Origin of the sequence: Enterobacter sp. YSU (assembly GCF_016082135.1) — a bacterium.
Lineage (GTDB): Bacteria > Pseudomonadota > Gammaproteobacteria > Enterobacterales > Enterobacteriaceae > Enterobacter > Enterobacter hormaechei_C.
The window spans coordinates 2,340,853-2,366,336 of the sequence record NZ_CP059487.1; the positions used below are offsets into that span (position 1 = coordinate 2,340,853).

At 58.9% G+C, this 25,484-nt stretch carries 21 protein-coding genes; 10 read left to right on the forward strand and 11 right to left on the reverse strand.

The window, feature by feature from the left end; genetic code table 11:
• Window positions 1-304: 304 nt before the first annotated feature.
• Together exuR and H2Z33_RS11370 are read right to left on the reverse strand one after the other, a co-directional pair.
• Window positions 305-1,081: a transcriptional regulator ExuR gene (gene exuR / locus H2Z33_RS11365; RefSeq protein WP_047741492.1), complete on the reverse strand. Its 777-nt coding sequence runs from the start codon at window positions 1,079-1,081 to the stop codon at window positions 305-307.
• 188 nt (window positions 1,082-1,269) lie between these two features.
• Window positions 1,270-2,568, reverse strand: a complete 1,299-nt coding sequence (locus H2Z33_RS11370; protein ID WP_032672035.1) for an MFS transporter — start codon at window positions 2,566-2,568, stop codon at window positions 1,270-1,272.
• A 475-nt stretch (window positions 2,569-3,043) separates the two neighbouring features.
• On the opposite strand from H2Z33_RS11370, the gene uxaC reads away from it, so the two are divergent.
• Together uxaC and H2Z33_RS11380 are read left to right on the forward strand one after the other, a co-directional pair.
• Window positions 3,044-4,456, forward strand: a complete 1,413-nt coding sequence (gene uxaC / locus H2Z33_RS11375; protein WP_017382427.1) for a glucuronate isomerase — start codon at window positions 3,044-3,046, stop codon at window positions 4,454-4,456.
• Between the two features lie 17 nt (window positions 4,457-4,473).
• Entirely contained in the window at window positions 4,474-5,961 is a 1,488-nt protein-coding gene (locus H2Z33_RS11380; protein ID WP_015571940.1) for a UxaA family hydrolase, read from the forward strand.
• Window positions 5,962-6,047: 86 nt separating this feature from the next.
• Here the strand turns inward: H2Z33_RS11380 and sstT are convergent, their stop codons facing one another.
• From sstT to H2Z33_RS11400, 4 genes are all read right to left on the reverse strand, one after another.
• Window positions 6,048-7,289, reverse strand: coding sequence for a serine/threonine transporter SstT (gene sstT, locus H2Z33_RS11385; RefSeq protein WP_017382425.1), 1,242 nt, complete (start codon window positions 7,287-7,289; stop codon window positions 6,048-6,050).
• A 275-nt stretch (window positions 7,290-7,564) separates the two neighbouring features.
• Entirely contained in the window at window positions 7,565-8,530 is a 966-nt protein-coding gene (locus tag H2Z33_RS11390) for a TerC family protein (RefSeq protein ID WP_017382424.1), read from the reverse strand.
• Between the two features lie 251 nt (window positions 8,531-8,781).
• Complete coding sequence (locus H2Z33_RS11395) at window positions 8,782-9,780, reverse strand: Gfo/Idh/MocA family protein (RefSeq protein WP_003862623.1); 999 nt, start codon at window positions 9,778-9,780, stop codon at window positions 8,782-8,784.
• A 70-nt stretch (window positions 9,781-9,850) separates the two neighbouring features.
• On the reverse strand, window positions 9,851-10,354 hold the full coding sequence (locus H2Z33_RS11400; protein ID WP_003862622.1) for a YgjP-like metallopeptidase domain-containing protein: 504 nt from the start codon (window positions 10,352-10,354) through the stop codon (window positions 9,851-9,853).
• Window positions 10,355-10,437: 83 nt separating this feature from the next.
• Between H2Z33_RS11400 and rlmG the strand changes: the two genes are divergently transcribed.
• Entirely contained in the window at window positions 10,438-11,574 is a 1,137-nt protein-coding gene (gene rlmG, locus H2Z33_RS11405) for a 23S rRNA (guanine(1835)-N(2))-methyltransferase RlmG (RefSeq protein ID WP_015571936.1), read from the forward strand.
• Window positions 11,575-11,677: 103 nt separating this feature from the next.
• On the opposite strand, the gene H2Z33_RS11410 is transcribed toward rlmG, so the two are convergent.
• The 3 genes from H2Z33_RS11410 to lsrR all read right to left on the reverse strand — a co-directional run bounded on the left by H2Z33_RS11410 (window position 11,678) and on the right by lsrR (window position 16,477).
• A complete protein-coding gene (locus H2Z33_RS11410; RefSeq protein ID WP_047716842.1) occupies window positions 11,678-13,699 on the reverse strand; it encodes an NADPH-dependent 2,4-dienoyl-CoA reductase in 2,022 nt (673 codons plus the stop codon).
• Between the two features lie 178 nt (window positions 13,700-13,877).
• Window positions 13,878-15,473, reverse strand: a complete 1,596-nt coding sequence (gene lsrK / locus H2Z33_RS11415; RefSeq protein WP_063135351.1) for an autoinducer-2 kinase — start codon at window positions 15,471-15,473, stop codon at window positions 13,878-13,880.
• A gap of 32 nt (window positions 15,474-15,505) precedes the next feature.
• A complete protein-coding gene (gene lsrR / locus H2Z33_RS11420) occupies window positions 15,506-16,477 on the reverse strand; it encodes a transcriptional regulator LsrR (protein WP_015571933.1) in 972 nt (323 codons plus the stop codon).
• Window positions 16,478-16,692: 215 nt separating this feature from the next.
• On the opposite strand from lsrR, the gene lsrA reads away from it, so the two are divergent.
• From lsrA to lsrG, 6 genes are read left to right on the forward strand one after another with little or no spacing between them, the layout of a single operon-like run.
• Window positions 16,693-18,180, forward strand: a complete 1,488-nt coding sequence (gene lsrA / locus H2Z33_RS11425) for an autoinducer 2 ABC transporter ATP-binding protein LsrA (protein WP_032669124.1) — start codon at window positions 16,693-16,695, stop codon at window positions 18,178-18,180.
• The gene (lsrC, locus tag H2Z33_RS11430; RefSeq protein WP_032669125.1) at window positions 18,177-19,208 is read left to right on the forward strand and encodes an autoinducer 2 ABC transporter permease LsrC; all 1,032 of its coding nucleotides are present in this window, start codon (window positions 18,177-18,179) and stop codon (window positions 19,206-19,208) included. Before lsrA ends, lsrC begins: the two co-directional genes overlap by 4 nt.
• A complete protein-coding gene (gene lsrD, locus H2Z33_RS11435) occupies window positions 19,209-20,186 on the forward strand; it encodes an autoinducer 2 ABC transporter permease LsrD (RefSeq protein ID WP_063135352.1) in 978 nt (325 codons plus the stop codon).
• Window position 20,187: 1 nt separating this feature from the next.
• Window positions 20,188-21,189 carry an autoinducer 2 ABC transporter substrate-binding protein LsrB gene (gene lsrB, locus H2Z33_RS11440; RefSeq protein ID WP_058689634.1) on the forward strand — a complete coding sequence of 334 codons (1,002 nt, stop codon included), beginning with the start codon at window positions 20,188-20,190 and terminating at the stop codon, window positions 21,187-21,189.
• Between the two features lie 11 nt (window positions 21,190-21,200).
• Entirely contained in the window at window positions 21,201-22,088 is an 888-nt protein-coding gene (lsrF, locus tag H2Z33_RS11445; RefSeq protein ID WP_047636399.1) for a 3-hydroxy-5-phosphonooxypentane-2,4-dione thiolase, read from the forward strand.
• A complete protein-coding gene (lsrG, locus tag H2Z33_RS11450; RefSeq protein WP_023295476.1) occupies window positions 22,085-22,378 on the forward strand; it encodes a (4S)-4-hydroxy-5-phosphonooxypentane-2,3-dione isomerase in 294 nt (97 codons plus the stop codon). Before lsrF ends, lsrG begins: the two co-directional genes overlap by 4 nt.
• Window positions 22,379-22,512: 134 nt before the next feature.
• Here the strand turns inward: lsrG and H2Z33_RS11455 are convergent, their stop codons facing one another.
• Window positions 22,513-23,202, reverse strand: a complete 690-nt coding sequence (locus H2Z33_RS11455; RefSeq protein WP_017382414.1) for a B3/4 domain-containing protein — start codon at window positions 23,200-23,202, stop codon at window positions 22,513-22,515.
• Window positions 23,203-23,244: 42 nt separating this feature from the next.
• Here H2Z33_RS11455 and H2Z33_RS11460 point away from each other — a divergent pair, with 42 nt between their 5' ends.
• Window positions 23,245-23,847 (forward strand): helix-turn-helix domain-containing protein, encoded by a 603-nt coding sequence (locus tag H2Z33_RS11460; protein WP_033487682.1) that lies wholly within the window; start codon window positions 23,245-23,247, stop codon window positions 23,845-23,847.
• Between the two features lie 84 nt (window positions 23,848-23,931).
• Here H2Z33_RS11460 and ygjG read toward each other — a convergent pair whose 3' ends face one another.
• Window positions 23,932-25,311: a putrescine aminotransferase gene (ygjG, locus tag H2Z33_RS11465; protein WP_032672027.1), complete on the reverse strand. Its 1,380-nt coding sequence runs from the start codon at window positions 25,309-25,311 to the stop codon at window positions 23,932-23,934.
• Window positions 25,312-25,484: the final 173 nt, after the last annotated feature.

A 25,484-nucleotide genomic window follows, 5' to 3' on the forward strand; every position in this document is an offset into this window, starting at 1 on the left:
ATTCGGGAAAACAGCACGGCGACATTGTTATGATTTCATTATGGTCGCTCGCGGACACATTGATGTGTGGCCAACACTGTTCCCTGTTAATTGGCTGGTTAGCAAGCACTAACTTACAAAATAACGAAGTGAATCCAATTGTAACAAAGCCCGACGTTCTGCGTCACAGAATTTGAGGGGAAACACGATTTTGGCGTAAGCCACGGAGGGGAGCGAGAAATTTTACAAAGGCTGACACTATAGAGGTTTTCTTACCCTGTCTGGCCGGAAGGCGCGGCGGTGCGCCTGCCAGCCGTTCGGGGGATTATTTTGCGAGATTGGTCGCGGTATCGAGGTGAACGACCGGATTATCGGCAAAAAGATAGCGGTCAGCGTTAAATTCAAAGTCATCACTTGTTTCATTAAACAGCATCTGTTTGGTGTTCTCCAGGTGCTGCCACATTGCCAGTTTCGCCGCATGCGGATCTTTACGAATCAGAGCCTTAAGAATCTGGTCGTGGTCGTCACACCAGTTATCTACCGTGCGGGAATCAATGTGATCGTGCAATTTCTTCCAGTACGGGTTGTGAACGCGCTGAGTCCACATTTTTTCAACGATTGCCGCCAGCGCCGTATTCTGAGTCGCAAGGGCGACCTGGACGTGGAATTGCAGGTCCCATTCGGAATCGCGGAAACATTTTTCTTTACGCGCATGATCCTGGATTTCCATCAGCTTCATGATGTCTTGCTTGGTCACCTGCGTCGCAGCAAATTCCGCAATGTTGCTTTCAATCAGCTGGCGAGCCTGGAGAAGCTCAAACGGACCGTAGCTAGCAAACTCCAGACTTTCGTCCGAGGTGGGGGAGTGTTTCGCCTGGCTGGAAATCACATGAATGCCGGAACCTTTGCGTACCTCAACATACCCTTCCACTTCCAGCATGATGATGGCTTCGCGGACCACCGTACGGCTGACGCTTTTTTCATCCGCAATGAAACGCTCAGCGGGAAGTTTATCACCGACAAGATAGACCCCTTGCTCGATGCGATCTTTCAGCTCGGCGGCAAGTTGTTGATATAAACGACGTGATTCGGTGATTTCCATATGCGCTCCAGGCAGGGTACGGCGAATGATTTGTTATACCACTTTTGCGTGCCACTCTCCAGATTTCACCATGAAAAAAGCCGCCCGTAGGCGGCTTTTGAGAAGATTTTGCCGGGTGCGCTTCGCTTGCGCGGGCCTATGGGTTTTGTAGGCCGGGTAAGGCGTAGCCGCCACCCGGCACAACAACGCTAACTCTGCGTCGCCGGTCCCCCAAGGGACTCTTTCGCCAGTTCATCGGCGGATTTGCTCTTCAGCACCGTCCAGATAACCACCGCACCCATCAGGTCGAAGATAGCCAGTACCGCGAACAGCGGGCTGAAACCAATCGTATCTGCCAGCGCGCCGACCACCAGCGCAAACAGGGTACTTGCGGTCCAGGCGGCCATACCGGTCAGGCCGTTGGCGGTAGCGACTTCGTTACGACCAAACACGTCGGACGAGAGCGTAATCAGCGCACCGGACAGAGACTGGTGAGCAAAGCCCCCGATACACAGCAGGGCGATAGCCACGTAAGGGCTGGTGAACAGGCCGATCATGCCCGGGCCGATCATCAGCAGGGCGCCCATGGTGACCACCATCTTACGGGACACAATCAGGTTCACGCCAAACCAGCGCTGGAACAGCGGTGGCAGGTAGCCGCCGATGATACAGCCCAGGTCTGCAAACAGCATTGGCATCCAGGCGAACATCGCGATCTCTTTCAGGTTAAAGCCGTAAACTTTAAACATGAACAGCGGGATCCAGGCGTTAAACGTACCCCAGGCCGGTTCTGCCAGGAAGCGTGGCAGGGCGATACCCCAGAACTGACGGGTGCCCAGGATCTGCCAGACGGACATCTTTTTGCCGTTGTCGGTCTGATGCTGAGATTCCTGACCATTAATAATGTAGTCACGTTCTTCGTCAGACAGCTTTTTCTGATCGCGCGGGTGTTTATAGAAGATCAGCCACGCCATGGCCCAGGCAAAGCTCAGCACACCGGAGATGATGAACGCCATCTGCCAGCTGTGCATCACAATCGCCCACACCACCAGTGGCGGAGCAATCATCGCCCCGATGGAGGAGCCCACGTTGAAGTAACCGACAGCGATTGAACGCTCTTTTGCCGGGAACCATTCAGAGCTGGCTTTCAGACCCGCGGGGATCATCGCCGCTTCGGCAGCACCTACCGCACCACGCGCCAGCGCCAGTCCGCCCCAGCTGCCGGCCAGCGCGGTCGCCCCACAGAAGACGGCCCAGGCTACAGCGAAGAAGGCATAACCAATTTTTGTACCCAGAATATCAAGAACATAACCTGCAACAGGCTGCATTACGGTGTAAGCGGCAGAGTAAGCCGCAATGATGTAAGAGTATTGCTGCGTGGAGATATGTAACTCTTCCATCAACGTTGGCGCCGCTGCTGCCACGGTGTTACGTGTCAGGTAGCCCAGCACGGTGCCGAGCGTCACCAGTGCGATCATGTACCAACGTAACCCTTTAATTTTACGCATGTAAAACCTCATCGTTATGTTATTTCCGTGTCGGGACACGGCAACAACTCAACCGTTGCCGGGAGTTGTTCTGTAACGGGAGGGGCGTAACCGGGAACCTGTCCCGGAACGGCCCGAACCTTGCCATAAGTAATCGTGCTAAGTCGGCTTCCGTACCGTTAAATCCGATGTCTCAAACACCGGTAATGCATTCCGTCGGCTTATAGTTTGCGACGGCGAAAAGATAACTTGTCATACAACTTTAAAAGGTGAGTGACATCACAAAAGTGTGAATCTTTGTAGGGACATTATGCGGCGCGCGCAAAGCCAGAACTGGCGCGGTCTGCGAGAGGGTTTACCCCTTTGAGGGTAATTTATTTGTCGACGTTTATTGATCTAACTCACGAAAAAAACGTCGGACTCTGGAAATTGGTGTGATAACTTTGCAGCATCTGAACATAAGCTTTCTGACGCTCCCGTAATGAGGAAGACGATAATGACACCGTTTATGACCGACGATTTTCTGCTAGATACCGAATTTGCTCGCCGCCTGTACCACGACTACGCAAAAGACCAGCCGATTTTCGACTACCACTGCCATTTACCGCCGCAGCAGGTTGCCGAAAATTACCGTTTCAAAAACCTGTATGATATCTGGCTGAAGGGTGACCACTATAAGTGGCGCGCAATGCGCACCAACGGCGTGGCCGAGCGCCTGTGTACCGGCGACGCGACCGATCGCGAGAAGTTTGACGCCTGGGCCGCTACCGTTCCTCACACCATCGGTAACCCGTTATACCACTGGACGCACCTCGAACTGCGTCGTCCGTTTGGTATCACCGGCAAGCTGCTCTCTCCCGCCACGGCGGATGAAATCTGGGATCAGTGCAACGAACTGCTGGCGCAGGATAGCTTCTCGGCGCGCGGCATCATGCAGCAGATGAACGTGAAGATGGTGGGCACCACCGACGATCCGGTCGACTCTCTGGAACATCACGCGGTTGTCGCGAAGGACAGCACGTTTGACATCAAAGTGCTGCCAAGCTGGCGCCCGGATAAAGCCTTCAACATCGAGCTGCCGACCTTTAACGACTACATGGCGAAGCTGGCGGAAGTTTCGGATACCGACATTCGTCGCTTTGGCGATCTGCAAACCGCGCTGACCAAACGTCTGGATCACTTTGCCGCACACGGCTGTAAAGTGTCTGACCACGCGCTGGACGTAGTGCTGTTCGCGGAATCCAGTGAAGCTGAGCTGGACAGTATTCTGGCGCGTCGTCTCTCCGGCGAAGCCCTGAGCGAGCACGAAGTGGCGCAGTTTAAAACCGCGGTGCTGGTGTTCCTCGGTGCGGAATATGCCCGTCGCGGCTGGGTTCAGCAGTATCACATCGGCGCGCTGCGTAATAACAACCAGCGTCAGTTCAAACTGCTGGGCGCGGACGTAGGCTTTGACTCCATCAACGACCGTCCGATGGCGGAAGAGCTGTCAAAACTGCTGAGCAAACAGAACGAGCAAAACCTGCTGCCAAAAACCATTCTGTACTGCCTGAACCCGCGCGATAACGAAGTGCTGGGCACTATGATCGGCAACTTCCAGGGCGAAGGGATGCCGGGCAAGATGCAGTTCGGTTCCGGCTGGTGGTTTAACGATCAGAAAGACGGCATGGAGCGTCAGATGACGCAGCTGGCGCAGCTCGGCCTGCTGAGCCGCTTCGTTGGCATGCTGACCGACAGCCGCAGTTTCCTCTCCTATACCCGCCATGAATATTTCCGCCGCATTCTGTGCCAGATGATTGGCCGCTGGGTGCACGCGGGCGAAGCGCCAGCGGATATCCAGCTGCTGGGCGAAATGGTGAGAAACATCTGCTTTAACAATGCGCGTGACTACTTCGCCATTGAACTGAACTAAGGCCGTTTGAGGTTGATATGCAATACATCAAAATCCATTCGCTGGATAACGTTGCCGTCGCGCTGGCCGATTTAGCCGAAGGGACGGAAGTGACCTTCGACAACCAGTCGGTGACGTTACGCCAGGCCATTGGACGTGGACATAAGTTTGCCCTGATCCCCATCGCGAAAGGGGAGAACGTGGTGAAGTACGGTTTGCCCATCGGTCATGCGCTGGCGGATATTGCGCCGGGTGAATACATTCATTCCCACAATACCCGCACCAATCTCAGCGATCTGGACGAGTACAGCTATCAACCTGACTTCCAGGCAGAAGAAGGACAGGCGGCCGATCGTGAGGTGCAGATCTACCGCCGCGCCAGCGGGGAGGTGGGGATCCGCAATGAACTGTGGATCCTCCCGACCGTCGGCTGCGTGAACGGGATCGCGCGTCAAATTCAGACGCGTTTCCTGAAAGAGACCAACAATGCTGAAGGCACCGACGGCGTGCATCTGTTCAGCCATACCTACGGTTGTTCCCAGCTGGGCGACGACCACATCAATACCCGCACCATGCTGCAAAATATGGTGCGTCACCCGAACGCGGGGGCGGTGCTGGTGATTGGCCTCGGCTGTGAAAACAATCAGGTCGACGCCTTCCGCGACACGCTGGGCGAGTTCGATCCTGAGCGCGTGCACTTTATGGTGTGTCAGCACCAGGACGACGAAGTGGAAGCGGGCGTTGAACAGCTGCACCAGCTGTATGAGGTGATGCGTCACGACAAGCGCGAGCCGGGCAAGCTGAGTGAACTGAAGTTTGGCCTGGAGTGCGGCGGATCTGACGGGCTTTCCGGCATTACCGCTAACCCGATGCTGGGCCGCTTCTCAGATTACGTCATCGCCAACGGCGGCACCACGGTGCTGACCGAAGTGCCGGAGATGTTCGGCGCAGAGCGCATTCTGATGAGCCACTGCCGCGACGAAGAGACCTTTGAGAAGACCGTCACCATGGTCAACGATTTCAAACAGTACTTCATCGCCCATAACCAGCCGATTTATGAGAACCCGTCGCCGGGTAACAAGGCGGGCGGGATCACCACGCTGGAAGAGAAATCCCTGGGCTGCACCCAGAAAGCGGGCGCCAGCCAGGTAGTGGACGTGCTGCGCTACGGTGAACGGCTGAAAACGCACGGTCTGAACCTGCTGAGCGCACCGGGCAACGATGCGGTCGCCACCAGTGCGCTGGCGGGAGCGGGCTGTCACATGGTGCTGTTCAGTACCGGGCGCGGCACGCCGTACGGCGGATTTGTGCCAACGGTGAAAATCGCCACTAACAGCGAGCTGGCGGCGAAGAAAAAACACTGGATCGACTTTGATGCCGGCCAGCTGATCCACGGCAAAGCGATGCCGCAGCTGCTGAGCGAATTCGTGGACACGATTGTGGAATTTGCCAGCGGCAGGCAGACCTGCAACGAGAAGAACGACTTCCGCGAGCTGGCGATCTTTAAGAGTGGTGTGACGCTATAAGTGCTTTGTCGGGTGGCGCTAGCGCTTACCCGACCTACTAAACCCTGTAGGCCCGGTAAGGCGTAGCCGCCACCGGGCTTGTCTTTTTAACTGCGCAGCGCGTTCTTCGCTAAACGCGCGTCTTCCGCCTGACAGGCCGCTGCGGTAAACAGCACGTCGGTGGAGGAGTTCAGCGCGGTTTCGCAGGAATCCTGCAATACGCCGATAATGAAGCCGACCGCGACAACCTGCATGGCAATCTCGTTCGGAATACCGAACATGTTACAGGCCAGCGGGATCAGCAGCAGCGAGCCGCCCGCCACACCGGAGGCGCCACAGGCACACAGTGATGCAACGACGCTCAGCAGCAGCGCGGTCGGCAGATCCACCGGAATGCCCAGCGTATGCACCGCCGCCAGCGTCAGCACGGTGATGGTGATCGCCGCACCTGCCATGTTCACGGTTGCACCCAGAGGAATCGACACCGAATAGGTATCGCGATCCAGATTCAGCTTCTCCGCCAGCGCCATGTTGACCGGAATGTTTGCCGCCGAGCTGCGGGTGAAGAAGGCATACACGCCGCTTTCACGCAGGCAGGTCAGCACCAGCGGATACGGGTTGCGGCGGATCTGCCAGAACACCAGCAGCGGGTTGATCACCAGCGCCACCAGCAGCATACAGCCGACCAGGACGACCAGCAGCTGCGCGTAGCCCCACAGTGCATCGAAACCGGTGGTTGCCAGCGTGGAGGAGACCAGACCAAAGATCCCGACTGGCGCAAAGCGAATCACCAGCTTCACCATAAAGGTGACAGCGTTGGACATATCGTTCACCAGGTTTTTCGTGGTCTCGTTACCATGACGCAGCGCGAAGCCCAGACCGATCGCCCAGACCAGGATGCCGATGTAGTTCGCGTTCATCAGCGCGGTGACGGGGTTAGAGACCATGCTCATCAGCAGACCGCGAAGCACTTCCACAATCCCGGACGGCGGGGTGATATCACCGGCCGCGCTGGTCAGGTGCAGCGTGGACGGGAACAGGAAGCTAAACACCACGGCCGTTAAGGCAGCAGAGAAGGTTCCCAGCAGATACAGGAACAGAATAGGGCGAATGTTGGTTTTTTGTCCGTGCTGGTGGTTGGCAATCGACGCCATCACCAGCATCAGCACCAGTACCGGGGCGACGGCCTTCAGTGCGCCAACGAAAAGGGTGCCGAGCAGCCCCGTCGCTTCCGCGGCAGGTTTTGACACCATCGCCAGCAGAATACCCAGTACCAACCCGACCAGAATTTGTTTTACAAGACTGCCCTGCGCCAGGCGCGCGAACAGACCGCGTGATTGTGTGCTCATACGTTATTCCTGAGTGAAATTGCGTTCCATCCTGGATGTGCTCTAAGTCACATTTGTGTCCGGATGTAAGTATTTGTTTGCCTGGTTGAGTATCAGGGAAAGCAGCGAAAGGCGGAAGCGTAAAATGCTGGATTTTACGTGTTGTGTCATGTTTTTTAACTATTGGTTAACGAAAGTGCCGGGTGGCGCTGCGCTTACCCGGCCTACATTGCATTTCCCCCTCTCCCTGTGGGAGAGGGTTGGGGTGAGGGCATCAGCCCGCACCGAACGTTGCACTAAGCCTGCTGCTTCTTATCGTGCTGGCGGTTAACCCAGGTATTGATAATCAGCGTCACCAGCAGAATGCCAAACACCACGCCGAGCGAAATGGCGATCGGAATATGGTAGAAATCGACGATCAGCATCTTGATACCGATAAACACCAGAATCACCGACAGACCGTACTTCAGCATTGAGAAGCGCTCTGCCGCACCCGCCAGCAGGAAGTACATCGCACGCAGGCCGAGGATGGCGAACAGGTTAGAAGTCAGCACGATGAACGGGTCGGTAGTGACCGCAAAGATAGCCGGGATACTGTCCACCGCGAAAATCACGTCGCTCAGTTCGACCAGAATCAGCACCAGCAGCAGCGGGGTGGCGAACAGCAGGCCGTTCTTACGCACGAAGAAATGCTCGCTCTCGATCTTGTCCGTCATGCGCAGATGACCCCGGATCCACTTCACCAGCGGCTTATCACCGATCCCGGTATCGTCTTCTTTCGCCAGCGCCATTTTTACCCCGGTGAACAGCAGGAACGCGCCAAATACATATAGCAGCCATTCGAACTGGGTAATTAGCCAGCTACCGGCGAAGATCATGATGGTACGCAGGACAATAGCGCCCAGCACGCCGTACACCAGCACGCGGCGTTGCAGAGCCGCAGGCACGGCGAAGTAGCTGAACAGCATCAGCCAGACGAAGACGTTATCAACCGCCAGCGCTTTTTCAATCAGATAGCCGGTGAGGAAGGCGAGTGCCTGAGGATCGGCCACCGCGCGGCCTTCGGTTGAGGCCAGATACCACCAGAAGGCGGCGCAGAAGAGGAGTGAGAGGGTAACCCATACCAGCGACCAGACGGCGGCTTGCTTGACGCTCATGCCGTGCTCGCCGCGACGACCCTGCAAAAAGAGGTCGATTGCCAGCATGATGAGCACGACAACCGCGAATCCGCCCCACAGCATTGGAGTGCCGACAGAATGCATACTATTTTCCTTACACATAAAAAACAAAAACGGCCATGGTCAGAAGACGATAGCCGTTAGCTTTTTATGCATAGACCTCGCCTTCCGGCAAGGTCTCACTTACAACCACGAAGGTTGCCCGGCGACCGGATGCGGTTTTGCACGCATCGTAATGACGATCCACCGACGAAGAAGTTACTCCCCTTTGCAGGTAACAAATTATGTCAGACCATCGGTTTCGTCAATGGTCTGCACGATTTCATTACACAGTTTTACGCGACGGCTTCCACATTCACGCCGTCTGCGGGGAAGATCACGCCAGTCTGTCGGCGGATCTCCGTTTGCAGCTTCGCCGTGGTGCGGCTGATCGCCAGCCCCGGGTGGTTCACTTCGTTGTCTTCTACCAGACGGGCGAAGACCTCTGCCTCATAGAGCATAGTGTTAATATGCTGAGGCTGCGTCAGCTCCTGCGCTTTGCCGCCGCGGGGAACGATGCTTAGCTTCTGGCATTCGGAGATTTTTTCGATCACCAGCGAGCCGTCTTCGCCCTGAATTTCGCTTGGCAGTACGGAGTCACTGACCTTCGAGTGCTGCAACGTCACGCTAAAATCACCGTAGTCCAGCACCACAACGCCGTGTGCATCCACGCCGCTTTCCAGCAGGCTGGCAGTGGCGGTTACGCCGTGCGGTTCACCCCACAGGGCGACCGCAGAGGCCAGGCAGTAAAAACCGATATCCATAATCGAGCCATTCGAGAATGCCGGGTTAAAGGTGTTCGGGTTTTCGCCGTCCAGGTAGCGCTGGTAGCGCGAGGAATACTGGCAGTAGTTGATAAAGGCTTTACGCACTTTGCCAATTTTCGGCAGCGATTGCTGCAACAGCAGGAAGTTCGGCAGGCTGGCGGTTTTGAACGCTTCAAACAGTACCACCTGGTTTTCGCGGGCAAGCGCAATGGCGGCTTCCACTTCCTCAATATTCGAGGCGAGCGGCTTCTCGCAGATCACATGCTTTTTGTGGCTGAGGAACAGCTTCGTTTGCGGGAAGTGCAGAGAATTCGGGCTGGCGATATAGACCGCGTCAATGGCGTCGCTTTGCGCCATCTCATCGAGCGAGGTGAACAGATGTTCAACCAGGTAGTCATTCGCAAAACTCTGCGCCTGCTCAAGGCTGCGGGAATAGACTGCGGTGAGCTTATATTTGCCGGTTTCGTGGGCGGCGTCGACGAACTGGCGCGTGATCCAGTTCGTACCGATGACTGCGAAACGTATCATAAACGTTTACGTACTCCGTAGCAGGGAACCTAAAGCCACTGTAGCACGTCATCATGACATTTCGCGTGCGCTACTGCGCATTACTCTTTAACGATAAATGCGTCAGCCACAAACGGGTATCAAACTCCAGCTGGTGGTACTGCGGCTCCATATGGCAGCACAGTGAGTAGAACGCTTTGTCGTGCTCTTTCTCTTTCAGGTGCGCCAGCTCGTGCACCACGATCATCCGCAGAAAGGCTTCCGGCGCATTGCGAAAGACGGTCGCGACGCGGATCTCCGCTTTGGCCTTCAGCTTGCCGCCCTGTACGCGGGAGATGGCGGTATGCAGGCCGAGCGCGTTTTTCAGCACGTGGATCTTATTGTCGTACATCACCTTGTTGATCGGCGGAGCGCTCTTAAGATACTGGTTTTTCAGATCCTGCGTATACTGCCAGAGGGCTTTGTCAGTCGCGAAATCATGCGTGCCCGGGTAGCGTTTTTCCAGCACCGCGCCGAGCTTTCCCGCGGCAATCAGGTCACGAACCTGGGAAAGTAAATGCTCCGGATAGCCCTGGAGATAAGTCAGCTGGTTCATCAAAACCCCAAAATAGTGTGAAAACGGGTATACTCACGCACCCTTTTCAGGGATACGCCAAATTTTACCATTCAGGAGGGCCGATGAGCCACTTAGACAACGGTTTCCGTTCACTCAACCTTAAACGTTTCCCGGAAACGGACGACGTTAACCCGCTTCAGGCGTGGGAAGCGGCGGATGAATATCTGCTGCAACAGTTGGATGGGACTGAAATCAGCGGCCCGGTTCTGATCCTGAATGACGCGTTTGGCGCGCTGGCCTGCGCGCTGGCGGAACATGCGCCTTACAGTATCGGCGATTCTTACTTAAGCGAGCTGGCGACGCGTGAAAACCTGCGTCACAACGATATCGAAGAATCCAGCGTGAAGTTCCTCGACAGCACCGCGGACTACCCGCAGGCGCCGGGCGTGGTGCTGATCAAAGTGCCCAAAACCATGGCGCTGCTGGAGCAGCAGCTTCGCGCGCTGCGTAAGGTCGTGACGCCGGATACGCGTATTATCGCGGGTGCCAAAGCGCGCGATATTCACACCTCGACGCTGGAATTGTTCGAGAAAGTGCTCGGCCCGACCACCACGACGCTTGCCTGGAAAAAAGCGCGCCTGATCAACTGTACCTTCAGCGCACCGGCGCTGGCCGACGCGCCGGAGACGCTGAGCTGGAAGCTGGAAGGCACCGACTGGACCATCCACAACCACGCGAACGTTTTCTCCCGTACCGGTCTGGATATCGGCGCACGCTTCTTTATGGAACATCTGCCGGAAAACCTGGAAGGGGAAATCGTTGATCTCGGCTGCGGTAATGGCGTGATTGGCCTGACGCTGCTGGCGAAGAACCCGGAGGCCAGCGTGGTGTTCAGCGACGAATCGCCGATGGCGGTGGCCTCCAGCCGTCTGAACGTGGAAACCAACCTGCCGGAGGCACTGGATCGCTGCGAGTTTATGATCAATAACGCGCTGTCGGGCGTAGAGCCTTTCCGCTTCAACGCGGTATTCTGTAACCCGCCGTTCCACCAGAAGCACGCCCTGACGGATAACGTCGCGTGGGAGATGTTCCACCACGCGCGCCGCTGCCTGAAAATCAACGGCGAGCTGTATATCGTGGCGAACCGCCACCTGGACTACTTCCACAAGCTGAAGAAGATTTTCGGCAACTGCGTCACCATTGCCACCAATAACAAATTCGTGGTGCTGAAATCGGTGAAGCTGGGGCGTCGTCGGTAAGATTGGGTATGTGCGGCCTGATGCCCGGTGGCGCTTCGCTTACCGGGCCTACAATGGCCTCGAACCCGTAGGCCGGGCAAGCGAAGCGCCGCCCGGCAATGCCCTAGATCGCCAGAGCTAACTTCGTCCCCTGCGCAATTGCCCGCCGCGCATCCAGCTCCATCGCCACATCGCACCCGCCGATCAAATGCACCGTTTTCCCCGCCTCACGCAGCGGATCCGCCAGATCCCGCTTCGGCTCCTGCCCGGCGCACAAAATCACATGATCCACGCGCAGCAGTTGCGGTTCGCCGCCGATCAGCACGTGCAGCCCGTCGTCGTCGATCTTCTGGTAGCTCACCCCCGGGATCATCTTCACCCCGCGCGAGAGCAGGGTGGCGCGGTGGATCCAGCCCGTGGTTTTGCCCAGCCCTTCACCCGGCTTGCTGGCTTTACGCTGGAGCATCACGATCTGGCGCGGGCTTTTCGGCAGTTGCGGCCCTTCCGGGCGTAGCCCGCCGGACTGGTTCAGGCTGGTGTCGATCCCCCATTCCACGCAGAACTCAGCGATGTTCTGGCTGGTGGCTTCGCCCGGCTGGCTTAAATACATCGCGGTATCAAAACCGATCCCGCCGCAGCCGATGATCGCCACCTTCTCGCCAACCGGCGCTTTGTCCCTTAATACATCCAGATAGCTCAATACCTTCGGATGATCGATGCCTTCGATCGCTGGCGTGCGCGGGGCGATCCCACTCGCGAGGATCACCTCGTCGAAACCGATCAGATCCGCCGCGCTGACAAACTGTTTAAGCCGCAGATCGACGCCCGTCACCTCGATCATCCGGCGGTAATAGCGCAGCGTTTCATAGAACTCCTCTTTGCCGGGGATCTGTCTGGCGACAGTAAACTGCCCGCCAATCTCCGCCAGCGCATCAAACAGCGTCACGCTGTGCCCGCGCGAGGCGGCATTGACTGCGAACGCCAGTCCCGCCGGGCCTGCGCCCACCACGGCCAGGCGTTTTTTATTGACCGCCGGAACGATCGGCATTTTGGTTTCATGGCAGGCGCGGGGGTTAACGAGGCAGGAGGTGACCTTGCCGACGAAGATCTGATCCAGACACGCCTGGTTACAGCCGATGCAGGTATTAATCTCGTCCGCACGGCCGCTTTGCGCTTTGGAGAGCAGTTCGGCATCCGCGAGGAACGGGCGCGCCATCGATACCATATCGGCATCGCCGCGTGAGATCACATCCTCCGCCACCTGCGGATCGTTAATGCGGTTGGTGGTGACCAGTGGAACGGAGACTTTGCCTTTCAGCTTGCGCGTTACCCAGCTGAACGCCGCGCGCGGCACCGGCGTAGCGATGGTCGGAATGCGCGCTTCGTGCCAGCCAATCCCGGTGTTGATGATGGTGGCGCCAGCGGCTTCAATCGCCTGCGCCAGCTGCACGGTTTCGTCGAAGGTGCCGCCGCCCTCTACCAGGTCGAGCATCGACAGGCGGAAGATGATAATAAAATCCGTACCCGCACGTTCACGCACCGCGCGCACCACCTCCACGGCAAAACGCATCCGGCGGGCATAGTCGCCACCCCATTCGTCGTCGCGCTGGTTGGTGCGTGCGGCGAGGAATTCGTTGATCAGGTAGCCTTCCGAGCCCATCACCTCCACCCCGTCGTAGCCCGCTTCCCGCGCCAGCGCCGCGCAGCGGGCAAAATCGTCTATCAGGGCCAGGATCTCGTCGTGGCTGAGGGCATGGGGAGTAAAGCGGTTAATCGGCGCCTGAATAGCCGAGGGGGCAACCAGGTTCGGCTGATAGCTGTAGCGTCCGGTATGCAGAATTTGCAGGGCGATTTTGCCGCCCTCGCGGTGGACCGCGTCGGTCACAATGCGGTGATGCGGCAGCTGTGACGCATCGTTCAACACTGCGCCGCCCTCCATCGTCACGCCGGAAGGGGCAGGGGCTATGCCGCCGGTGACAATCAGCGCCACCCCGTGGCGCGCGCGCTCGGCATAGAAGGCTGCCAGACGTTCAGCCCCGTCCGGACGCTCCTCCAGCCCGGTGTGCATCGAGCCCATCAGCACGCGGTTTTTGAGGGTGGTGAACCCCAGATCGAGAGGGGCGAATAACGACGGGTAGCGGCTCATAGTCTCTTCCAGTGTAAAATTATTGTTATGTGGTCGGATGAGTTACTAATTTAGCCAGCGGGGAGTAAAAGGGAAAAGGGGAATGCAGTGAATGTGATGGGATTCAAATATTGGTGTGGCCTGATGCCCTCACCCTAACCCTCTCCCACAGGGAGAGGGGACTTAATCTCCCTCTCCCTTAGGGAGAGGGCCGGGGTGAGGGGGATGCCCGCACCAGCCCCGGCGCCTGCCACATCGACGTCGTCAGCCCGCTGTCCACCAGCCCAAGCTGGTCGGCATACACCGCCTGCCATTTCTGCATCATGCCGTCGTACAGCTCGCGGTGCTGCGGGTTCGGCGTGAACTCGCGGCTCCACTTCACCAGCCGCTCGCCCGTCGAAGCCATATCCGCAAACAACCCCGCGCCAGCACCTGCCGCAATCGCGCAACCCAGCGCCGTTGCCTCTTTGACTTCCGGCACGCGCACCGGCAGCCCAGTAACGTCGCTTAAAATCTGGCTCCACAGGGCGCCTTTGGCCCCGCCACCCGCAAACACCAGGCTCTCAAACGTCACGCCGGAGAAGCGCGAAATCTGCGCCAGGTTGCAGGCCGAGACGATGGCCGCGTTCTCTTCCAGCGCGCGGAACAGCGTCGCTTTGTTGCACTTTTCCGGGTCGATGGAGAGGTTAATAAACGACGGCGCTGCGTGATACCACTGCTTAAAATGCATCGCGTCGGAGAAGATCGGCATCACGCCGTGGGAGCCCGCCGGGACGCGGCTCGCCATCTCTTCGAGCAGGGAGTAGGTGTCCATTCCCATTCGTTCGGCAATCAGCTTCTCTTCGGCGCAGAAGGCGTCGCGGAACCAGCGCATGGTTAGCCCGGTAAAGAAGCTGATCGACTCCGCCTGCGCCATGCCGGGGATGACGTGCGGGTTTACGCGGATGTTCATCTCAGGGTCGGTGCGCACCTGCGGCAGATTCACCACCTGCTGCCAGAAGGTGCCGCCGAGAACCGCCGTTTGTCCGGCGCGCACCACGCCCAGCCCCAGACAGCCCAGCTGCACGTCGCCGCCGCCCATCACCACCGGTGTGCCTTCGCGCAGGCCGCTCTGCTGCGCGGCCTCTTTGGTGACAGCGCCCAGCACGGTGCCGGTCTCTTTCACCGGAGAGAGAATATCGGCGCGCAGCCCGGCCATGTCGAGCAGCGCCGGACGCCAGTCGCGGGAGAAGAGATCCAGCATGCCGGTGGTGCCCGCATTGGACGGATCGACCGCCAGCTCACCGGAGAGCTTCGCCGCCAGCCAGTCGCTGATCATGGTGATGGTGGCGGCTTTACGATAAATATCCGGACGATGGTGCGCCAGCCACAGCAGGCGCGGCATGGCGCTGAGGGCAAGCGTCTGGCCGGAAACATCATACACTTCGGATTCAAACCGGTAGTCGTGGATCTCTTTGAGTTCAGCCACCTCGCGGCTGGCGCGGGCGTCGACGTTGGCGCAGGCCCAGATAGCCTCGCCGTTGCGGTCGTACAGCACAATCCCTTCGCGCATCGAGCAGCAGGCGACGGACTGAATATCCGCCGCGCTCAGGCGTGCGCGCTCCAGCGCCTGATGAATACACCGGCAGGCCAGCCGCCAGTTGGTGTCGAGGTCGAACTCCATCGAGCCCGGCACGTTCTCCACGCTCAGGTGCTTCCACTCGGCCTGGCCAACGGCAATCTGGTTGCCCTGTAAATCAAAAATCACGGCGCGAACGCTGCCTGTCCCTGCATCTAACGCTAAAAGGTAACTCATGAGCTTGCCTCGTGTCAGGCGCAGGGCTGCTCTTATCCGGCCAGAGCCAGCACCGCGCGGGCTGTCGTCTCTTCCGTCACCAGGCCATTAATACGGCGACCTTTCAGTGCGGCATAAATCGCATCGGCTTTCTCTTCCCCTCCGGCCACGCCTACGATGGTGGGCAGCTGCGCCAGTTCATCGAGCGTGACGCCCAGTAATTCTTTGTGGATCTCCAGCTCCTCAACGCATTCCCCTTCGGCATTGAGGAAATAGCCAAGGATATCGCCCACCGCGCCTTTACGGGCGTACATCAGCTGTTCACCTTCGCTGATATAGCCGGAGCGCAGTATCGTCGCGTCACGGCGCTGGTTTACCGAGCCAATCCCGACCACCGCCACGTCAGCCGCGGTGGCGGCGAGGATCACGTCCCGCACGCTGGTTTCGCGCTTTAAGATCCCGGCGACTTCAGCGGATGACACGCGAAGCGGGGCGGGGATCATGCTGACGCTACAGGCTGCATCCAGCTGGCCGATACCGGTCATATACGGCCCGACGCCGCCGGAGAGCGTCACCAGGCGGATCTGCTGCGAGCTGATAAAGCCGCTTAAGTGTTGCAGACTGCTCATGGTGGTTTCACCGAAGCCCACCGCTAACAGCTGGCCGGGTTGCAGTACGCCCATCAGCGACTGTGCCGCGCCAATGCCCAGCCGCACGTTCATCGGCGGCGTATTCAGGGCGGGCATCACGCGCACCAGCTTCAGGCCAAATCGTTGTTGCAGCTCGGTTTCCAGCGCCAGGCAGCCCTCGTAGCGGGAGTTGATCTGCACGCGGATCACCCCGGACTGACGGCCTTTCTCCAGCAGGCGGGAGATCTTCAGACGCGGCAGCCCGAGCCGTTCGCCGATGTCGTTCTGGGTCAGCCCGTCGTGGTAGTAGCACCAGGCCACGCGCGCCACCAGCTCCTCTTCCGCCAGTGCCAGCCCGGCAAACCGTCCTTCTTCCGCAGTGCGTTTATCGCTCATAATTGAACTCTTATAAAAATTTAGATCATATGTTCGTGATGGTGCGACGTGAAAATGTGAGCCACGCGACAAAACGGATCTTTTCGATCGTTTCCGCTTTATCTGAATCTCAATCGATAAAACTGTGATCCCTGCACGGTTGTAAATATAGTTCACCGTCTACGCTTTTGAACATTATTAAATCTAAAAATCATTTGTTCAATAGCGGAGCGATGATGACACCACTTCTCGACGCGCGTGATATCAGCAAGCAGTTTTCAGGCGTACCGGTCTTAAAAGGCATTGATTTCACGCTGCTTGCGGGGCAGGTGCATGCGCTGATGGGCGGTAACGGCGCGGGAAAATCGACGCTGATGAAGATCATCGCCGGGGTAGAAACCCCGGATAGCGGTGAACTTTCGGTGGCGGGTGAGTCTTTTGCACGGCTTACCCCGGCGCAGGCGCACAGGTTAGGCATTTATCTGGTGCCGCAGGAGCCGCTGCTATTTCCCAACCTGACGGTGCGGGAAAACATCCTGTTTCGTCTGCCGCGAGAGCGCGATCGGGAAAAACGCCTGGCGGAAAAACTCCGGCAGCTGCAATGCCAGCTTAACCTCGACGCTACCGCCAGCACCCTCGAGGTGGCGGACCAGCAGATGGTGGAGATCCTGCGCGGGCTGATGCGCAACGCCAGAATTCTGATCCTTGATGAACCCACGGCCTCGCTGACGCCCGGTGAAACCGAACGGCTGTTTCGCCAGATCCGCGCCTTGCAGGATCTTGGCGTCGGGATTGTTTTTATCTCGCATAAGCTGCCGGAGATTCGACAGCTGGCGAGTCACGTCTCAGTGATGCGCGACGGCGCGGTGGTGCTCAGCGGCGAAACTGCGCATTTTGACGATAACGCCCTGATCGCCGCCATGACGCCTGTAAGCCGGGAAGCATCCCTGAGCGATACGCAAAAGCTGTGGCTGGCGCTGCCGGGCAACCGCCGCACCCAGGCGCAGGATTTTCCCGTGCTGCGCGTGGAAGCGCTCACCGGGGAGGGCTTTATCGATCTCAGCCTTGAGATTTACGCCGGGGAGATCGTTGGTCTGGCCGGGCTGGTGGGGTCCGGGCGCACCGAGTTTGCCGAAACGCTCTACGGCCTGCGTCCGGTTCGCGGCGGGCGGGTGTGGCTGGAGAGCCAGGAGATCACCGCCGATCCGGTCAGTTCACGCCTGCAAAAAGGGCTGGTCTATCTGCCGGAAGACAGGCAGGTGTCCGGCCTGTTTCTCGACGCGCCGATCCGCTGGAACACCGTGGCGCTGAACGAGCCGTCGCTCTGGCAGCAGCGAAAGCGGGAGTCTGCGGTAGTGGAACGCTATCACCGGGCGCTGGGGATCAAGCTCAACCATGCGGATCAAACCGTGCGCACGCTCTCCGGTGGTAATCAGCAGAAGGTGCTGCTGGCGCGCTGTCTTGAGGCCAACCCGCTGCTGCTGATCGTCGATGAACCGACGCGCGGCGTGGACGTATCGGCGCGCGCCGATATTTATCAGCTGCTGAAAAGCGTGGCGGCGCAGAACGTGGCGGTGCTGATGATCTCAAGCGATCTCGATGAGTTTCCCGGCCTCGCGGATCGGGTGCTGGTAATGCATCAGGGCGTGCTCAGCGGCGAGCTGCCGCGCCACGCCGTCAGCCTCGACCGGATGATGGCGCTGGCGTTTGGAGGGCAATCATGAAGATCTTACTGAAAAACCGCGAGCTGAGCGCGTTTCTCTCCATTCTGGCGCTGTTCGCCGTGCTGGTGGCGCTGAACCCGTCCTACCTGAGCTTACAGACGCTGGGGATGATCTTCGCCAGCTCGCAGATCTTGATCCTGCTGGCTATCGGCGCGGCGCTGGTGATGCTGACCCGCAATATTGACGTCTCCGTCGGCTCCACCGTCGGGCTTTCCGCTATTGCCGTCGGCGTGGCGCTGAACGGCGGCTACAGCCTGCCCGTTTCCATTCTCTTCGCGCTGTCGCTCGGCGCGCTGGCGGGGGCGTTCAACGGTTTTCTGGTGGTGGGCCTGCGCATTCCGGCGATTGTCGCCACCCTCGGCACGCTGGGGCTGTATCGTGGGGCGATGCTGCTGTGGACCGGCGGGAAGTGGATAGAAGGGCTGCCGCCGGGGCTGAAATCTCTCTCTGAGCCCGCCGCCGTCGGCATTTCGCCGCTCGGCATACTGGTGTTGATTATCGCGGCCATCGGCGCGTGGACGCTGTCGCGCACCGCCTTTGGACGTGATTTTTACGCCGTGGGGGATAACCTCGCCGCCGCGCGCCAGCTGGGCGTGGCGGTGAACCGCACCCGCATGATCGCCTTTACCCTCAACGGCATGCTGGCGGCCTGCGCCGGGATTGTGTTTGCCTCACAGATTGGCTTCGTGCCGAACCAGACCGGCAGCGGGCTGGAGATGAAGGCCATCGCCGCCTGCGTGCTCGGTGGCATCTCGCTGCTGGGCGGCACCGGCACGCTGGTCGGCGCCTTCCTCGGCGCGTTCTTCCTCACCCAAATCGATACCGTGCTGGTGCTGTTCAGGCTCCCGGCGTGGTGGAACGACTTTATCGCCGGGCTGGTGCTGCTGGGTGTGCTGGTGCTCGACGGGCGGCTGCGTCAGGCGCTCTCACGGCATCAGCGGGCGCTGAAATACAGCCGTTTCCAGCCGGGTAACAAAGGGGGAAAGCACGTTACCCCGTTTCCGAAACGCAAAAAAGAGGTGGCGTAAATGAGGCTTAACTGGGAAAGCGCGCTGCTGATTTTACTGGTGCTGGAGATCCTGCTCTTCGGCGCCATCAACCCGCGCATGCTTGATATCAACATGCTGCTGTTCAGCACCAGCGACTTTATCTGCATTGGCATCGTGGCGCTGCCGCTTACGCTTGTGATTATCAGCGGCGGGATCGATATTTCCCTCGGCTCAACCATCGGCCTGTGCGCCATCGCGCTGGGGGTGATGATGCAGGCAGGGTGGCCGATGGCGGTTGCCATCCCTCTGACGCTGCTGCTCGGCCTGCTGTGCGGGCTGGTGAATGCGGCGCTGATCCACTACACCGGCATCAGCCCGTTGGTCATTACCCTCGGCACGCTCTACCTCTACGGCGGCGGGGCGCTGCTGCTCTCCGGCATGGCGGGGGCGACGGGCTACGAGGGGATCGGCGGCTTCCCGGACAGCTTTACCACCTTCGCTAACCTCACGGTGGTGGGCCTGCCGATCCCGCTGGTGCTGTTCGCGGTGATTACCGCTTTCTTCTGGCTGATTACCCACCGCGGGCGCTTTGGTCGGCATCTGTTTTTAATCGGCCAGAATCCGCGTGCGGCGCGCTATGCGGCGCTGTCGGTGAACGGGATGCCCTACGCGCTGTACGGCCTGGTGGGCGTGGCCTCGGCGATTGCCGCGCTGGTGATGGTCTCCTATTTCGGCTCGGCGCGTTCGGATTTAGGGCGCGATCTGCTGATGCCCGCGCTTACCGCCGCGGTTCTCGGCGGGGCGAATATTTATGGCGGTTCAGGTTCGGTTGTGGGTACGGCACTGGCGGCGCTGCTGGTGGGGTATCTGCAACAGGGTTTACAGATGGTCGGCATCCCCAACCAGGTGTCGAGCGCGCTGTCAGGGGCGCTGCTGGTTGTGGTGGTGATGGGACGTTCGCTGAGTCTGCACCGTGAATGGGTGCGATCTCTCTTTAGAAAACTATCCGGAGCGTAAGATGAAAACAAAACTGATCGTGCTGGCGATGGCTCTCAGCGTTGCGTCGGCGCAGGCGGCAGACCGCATCGCCTTTATCCCGAAGCTGGTCGGCGTGGGGTTCTTTACCAGCGGCGGCAACGGGGCGAAAGAGGCGGGGAAAGATCTCGGCGTGGACGTGACCTACGACGGCCCGACCGAGCCGAGCGTGTCCGGCCAGGTGCAGCTCATCAACAACTTCGTCAACCAGGGCTATAACGCCATTATCGTCTCCGCCGTGTCGCCGGACGGCCTCTGCCCGGCACTGAAGCGCGCGATGCAGCGCGGCGTGAAGGTCCTGACCTGGGATTCCGACACCAAACCGGAGTGCCGCAGCATCTACATCAACCAGGGAACGCCGGAGCAGCTCGGCGGCCTGCTGGTGGAGATGGCGGGCAAACAGGTCACCAAACCGAACGCGAAAGTGGCGTTCTTCTACTCCAGCCCGACCGTTACCGACCAGAACCAGTGGGTGAAAGAGGCAAAGGCCAAAATCGAGAAAGATCATCCTCAGTGGCAGGTTGTCACCACCCAGTTTGGCTATAACGACGCCACCAAATCTCTGCAAACCGCCGAAGGGATCTTAAAAGCCTATCCGGATCTGGATGCGATCATCGCCCCGGACGCCAACGCCCTGCCAGCCGCGGCACAGGCGGCGGAAAACCTGAAACGGGAAGGGGTGGCGATTGTCGGCTTCAGCACGCCGAACGTGATGCGCCCGTACGTTGAGCGCGGCACGGTGAAAGCCTTCGGCCTGTGGGATGTGGTGCAACAGGGCAAAATTGCGGTCAATGTCGCCGATCGTTTACTGAAAAAAGGCGATCTTAACCCTGGCGACAGCGTCGACGTGAAAGATATCGGGACGCTGAAGGTCGAGCCGAACAGCGTGCAGGGCTACCAGTATGAGGCGAAGGGCAACGGCATCGTGCTGCTGCCGGAGCGGGTGGTGTTCACCAAAGAGAACATCAACAAATACGATTTCTGACGGGGGAGCAAATGGCTGATTTAGATGACATCAAAGACGGCAAGGATTTTGGCATCGGCACGCCGCAGCAGAATGTGCCGTACACCCTGAAGGGCTGCGGCTCGCTGGACTGGGGAATGCAGTCGAGGCTTGCGCGCATCTTCAACCCACAGAGCAACCGCACGGTGATGCTGGCCTTTGACCACGGCTACTTTCAGGGGCCGACCACCGGCCTTGAGCGTATCGATCTCTCCATCGCGCCGCTGTTTGGTGAAACCGACGTGCTGATGTGCACCCGCGGCATCCTCAGGAGCCAGGTGCCAGCCGCCACGAACAAACCGGTGGTGCTGCGCGCCTCCGGCGGTAACTCGATTCTGGGCGAGCTGTCCAACGAGTGCGTGGCGGTGGCGATGGAGGACGCGCTGCGCCTGAACGTCTGCGCGGTGGCGGCGCAGGTGTATATCGGAAGCCCGTTTGAGCATCAGTCGATCAACAACATCATCAAGCTGGTGGATTCGGGGGCGCGCTACGGCATGCCGACGCTGGCGGTGACGGGCGTGGGGAAAGAGATGGCGCGTGACGCGCGCTATTTCTCGCTTGCCAGCCGCATCGCCGCCGAAATGGGAGCGCAGTTCGTCAAAACCTACTACGTGGACGAGGGCTTTGAAAAAGTGACCGCCAGCTGCCCGGTGCCGATTGTTATCGCCGGGGGCAAAAAGCTGCCGGAGCACGAGGCGCTGGAGATGTGCTGGCGGGCGATTGACCAGGGCGCATCCGGCGTGGACATGGGGCGCAACATCTTCCAGTCCAGCGCGCCACTCGCCATGCTGAAGGCGGTGAAGAAAGTCGTTCACGAGAACATGAGCGCCCGGGAGGCGTTCCAGTTCTGGCAGGAAGAGAAACAGGGAGAAGCAAAATGAACGTGACGCTGGTGGAGATTAATATTAAACCCGAGCGGGTGGACGAGTTTCTGGAGGTATTTCGCGCCAACCACGAGGGGGCCATCAAGGAGCCGGGAAACCTGCGCTTTGATGTCTTGCAGGACCCGCGGGTGAAAACCCGCTTCTTTATCTACGAAGCCTATAAAGACGAAGCGGCGGTGCTGGCGCATAAGCAAACGCCACACTATCTGGCGTGCGTGGATAAGCTTGAAGAGCTGATGTCAGAGCCGCGCAAAAAACGCTGTTTTGTGGGGTTGTTGCCGGAGTAGCGGCTTTGCCCGGTGGCGCTGCGCTTACCGGGCCTACGGGGGATGGTGCGGTGTTTGCCCGGTGGCGCTGCGCTTACCGGGCCTACATATGCAGTATTTGTAGGCCGGGTAAGCGAAGCGCCACCCGGCGTTGTTCACGCCAGCTCCAGCAACTGAATACGCGCCGTCGCGCCCGGCATCAGCTTTTGCAGATTGCTCACCAGCTCATCGCCAGCTTCCTGTAATGCCGCCAGCGGCATCGACGGCAGGCTTTCGAGAATAAACCACATGGACTGCGCCTGGCTGTCCAGACGCGTGCGTACCCCCTGTCGCCAGTTCCAGCGGCGGCAGGTGACGCCGAGATCGTCACGCCAGATAACTTCGCCTGGCTCCGGATTTTCTACAACCGGCTCACCTTCTTTAAAGGTATCAAACGGCTCGCTGCCGTCGGCCAGCGTCAGGCGCGGCGCTCCCGAGTAAGCCGCCAGATTTTCTCCCCCTACCGGAATAGCGTAGCGGATACTGATGGCATTATAGACATCCACCACCGGGTCGAGCGGCGGCAGCGAACCGTCTCTCATCACGCGCTTGCGCAGGGCCGAGGCCGAGCAGGGCGTACGTTTGGGTTTTGCACCAAAGGCTTTAAACACCTCATCCCAGGCGGCGAGATGATTTTCTGCCCAGGGCACATCATCATTGAGCATCTGCTGGCAGGCCTGCGCCAGCGCAGCGGGCGCAACCTCCGGTTGGGTAATCGGGGCAGCTTCAACCAGAATGCTCAGTGCCCGAAAGCCGGGCGCGATCCCGACAAGTCGCGAATCTATTGACGGTGTTAGAAGAGACATAAATAATCCTGTATTGACTGTTTTATACCATGGTAGTGACCAATGACTGATAAAGTCAATATAATGACCGATGCGGGCGCCGATGTTGCCCAGGTAAGCCTGGCCGTGGCGAACCGTATCCGCAGCTGGCGGAAAGAGAAAAAGCTGTCGCTGGACGAGCTTTCCCGCCGCGCCAGCGTCAGCAAAGGCATGCTGGTGGAGATCGAAAAAGGGGCTGCCAACCCCAGCATTGCCATTCTGTGCAAACTGGCCGCCGCGCTTGGCGTCTCGGTGGCAGACATCGTTAACGTCTCCAGCGAGCCGCAGGTACACATTATTCAGGAAGAGGCGATCCCGGTTCTGTGGCAGGGCGCACAGGGCGGTTATGCCAGATTGCTGGCAGGCACCGCAGGCCCGGACATGATTGAGCTGTGGCAGTGGGAGATGCATCCGGGAGAGACTTTCACCTCTCCGGGACATCCGGCGGGAACCTTTGAGCTGCTGCACGTGAACGAAGGCATGTTAACCCTGACGGTGGACGAGACGGTAACGCAGGTGGCTGCCGGGGCGTCGGCGGTGGCGAAAACGGAAGCCGCGCACGGCTATGCCAATGAGGGAGAAAAAGTGCTGCGCTTTACCATGACGGTAGCGGAGTTCCACCGATAAAAGCAGCCCGGTGGCGCTACGCTTACCGGGCCTACGTATGCAGTATTTTGCAGGCCGGGTAAGCGTAGCGCCACCCGGCGTTTTTTACGCCTCTTCCACGCTTACCCGCAGCGCCGCCAGCGCTTTACGCGCCGCCTTCAGCACCTGCTCACACTGCTCAATGGTAAGCGTCAACGGTGGCTCAATGCGGATGGTTTTCGAGTTGTTAAGCGTTCCCGCCACCAGTACCCGCTGGCGGAACATCTCGCTTGCGAAGCTATAACCGGTTTCGTTATCAACGAACTCAATCGCCATCAGCATCCCTTTCCCGCGCGCATCCTGTACCAGATCCGGATATTCCCGGCCCAACTGACGGAAGCCGTCCAGCAGCATGTCGCCTTTCTGCTCCGCTTGCGCGGGCAGGTTTTGCTCCAGCAGGACGTTGATGGTGGCCAGCGCCGCCGCACAGGCCAGCGGGTTACCGCCAAAGGTGGTGGTATGTAAGAACGGGTTATCGAACAGCACCGAGAAGACCTCCTCAGTGGCGACCGTTGCGCCAATCGGCATCACGCCGCCACCGAGCGCTTTCGCCAGGCACAGAATGTCCGGCTGAACGTTCTCGTGCTCGCAGGCGAACATCTTGCCGGTGCGCCCCATCCCGGTCTGCACTTCGTCGAAGATCAGCAGCGCGCCAAACTCATCGCACAGCTGACGCACGGCGGGCAGATAGCCCTGCGGCGGGAGGATCACGCCGCCTTCACCCTGAATCGGCTCCAGGATCACCGCCGCCACGTCGTCGCCGGTTTTACGGCATTCACTCAGCACGATGCGCATGGCGTTGATGTCGCCAAACGGCACGTGGCGGAAGCCCGGCAGCAGCGGCATAAACGGCTTGCGGAAGGTAGATTTAGCGGTCGCCGACAGAGCGCCCAGGGATTTCCCGTGGAACGCGCCGCTGGTGGCGATAAAGGTAAATTTCCCGCGCGGTGACTGGTACGCCTTAGCGAGCTTGAGCGCCGCTTCGACCGATTCGGTGCCGCTGTTGCTGAAGAAGCTGTATTTCAGCTTACCGGGCGTTAAGGCTGCCAGCGTTTTCGCGAGCATGGCGCGAAGCGGATCGAGCAGTTCCTGGCTATGGAGAGGTTGTTTCGCAAGTTGATTCTGTACGGCGGAAACCACAACTGGATTACGGTGCCCCACGTTGAAAATACCAAAACCACCCAGGCAATCGATAAACTCCTGTCCCTGGGTGTCGACAAGCGTATTCAGACTGCCCGCTTGCCACTCTACGGCTCCGTAATCCCCGCCGGCGGTAACAGATTTGCGATACTCCAGAAAACCTGGATTCACATGCTCCTTAAAGTAATCAATGACCTCACGGTTAAGTTGTTTCATCTCCTCATGATCAAGCGTTCGCTTCTCAATGAGATTCAGTGCGTGCGCGGTACAGGCAAGAGCCGAGGCGCTGGAAGGTAACCTGTTCAAAATATGCTCCCGGGGATCGCGTATCACATGATACTGAGTTAAGTATTGCAGGGATTACGCCACCTCAGATGCCTTAACAAAAATCGGGATAAACGCCAGGTGAAATCAAAGTTGCACAATATTTAATCATGCCATCGCGCACCGCACGGGATAAGGGATAACGAGCCGGGGAT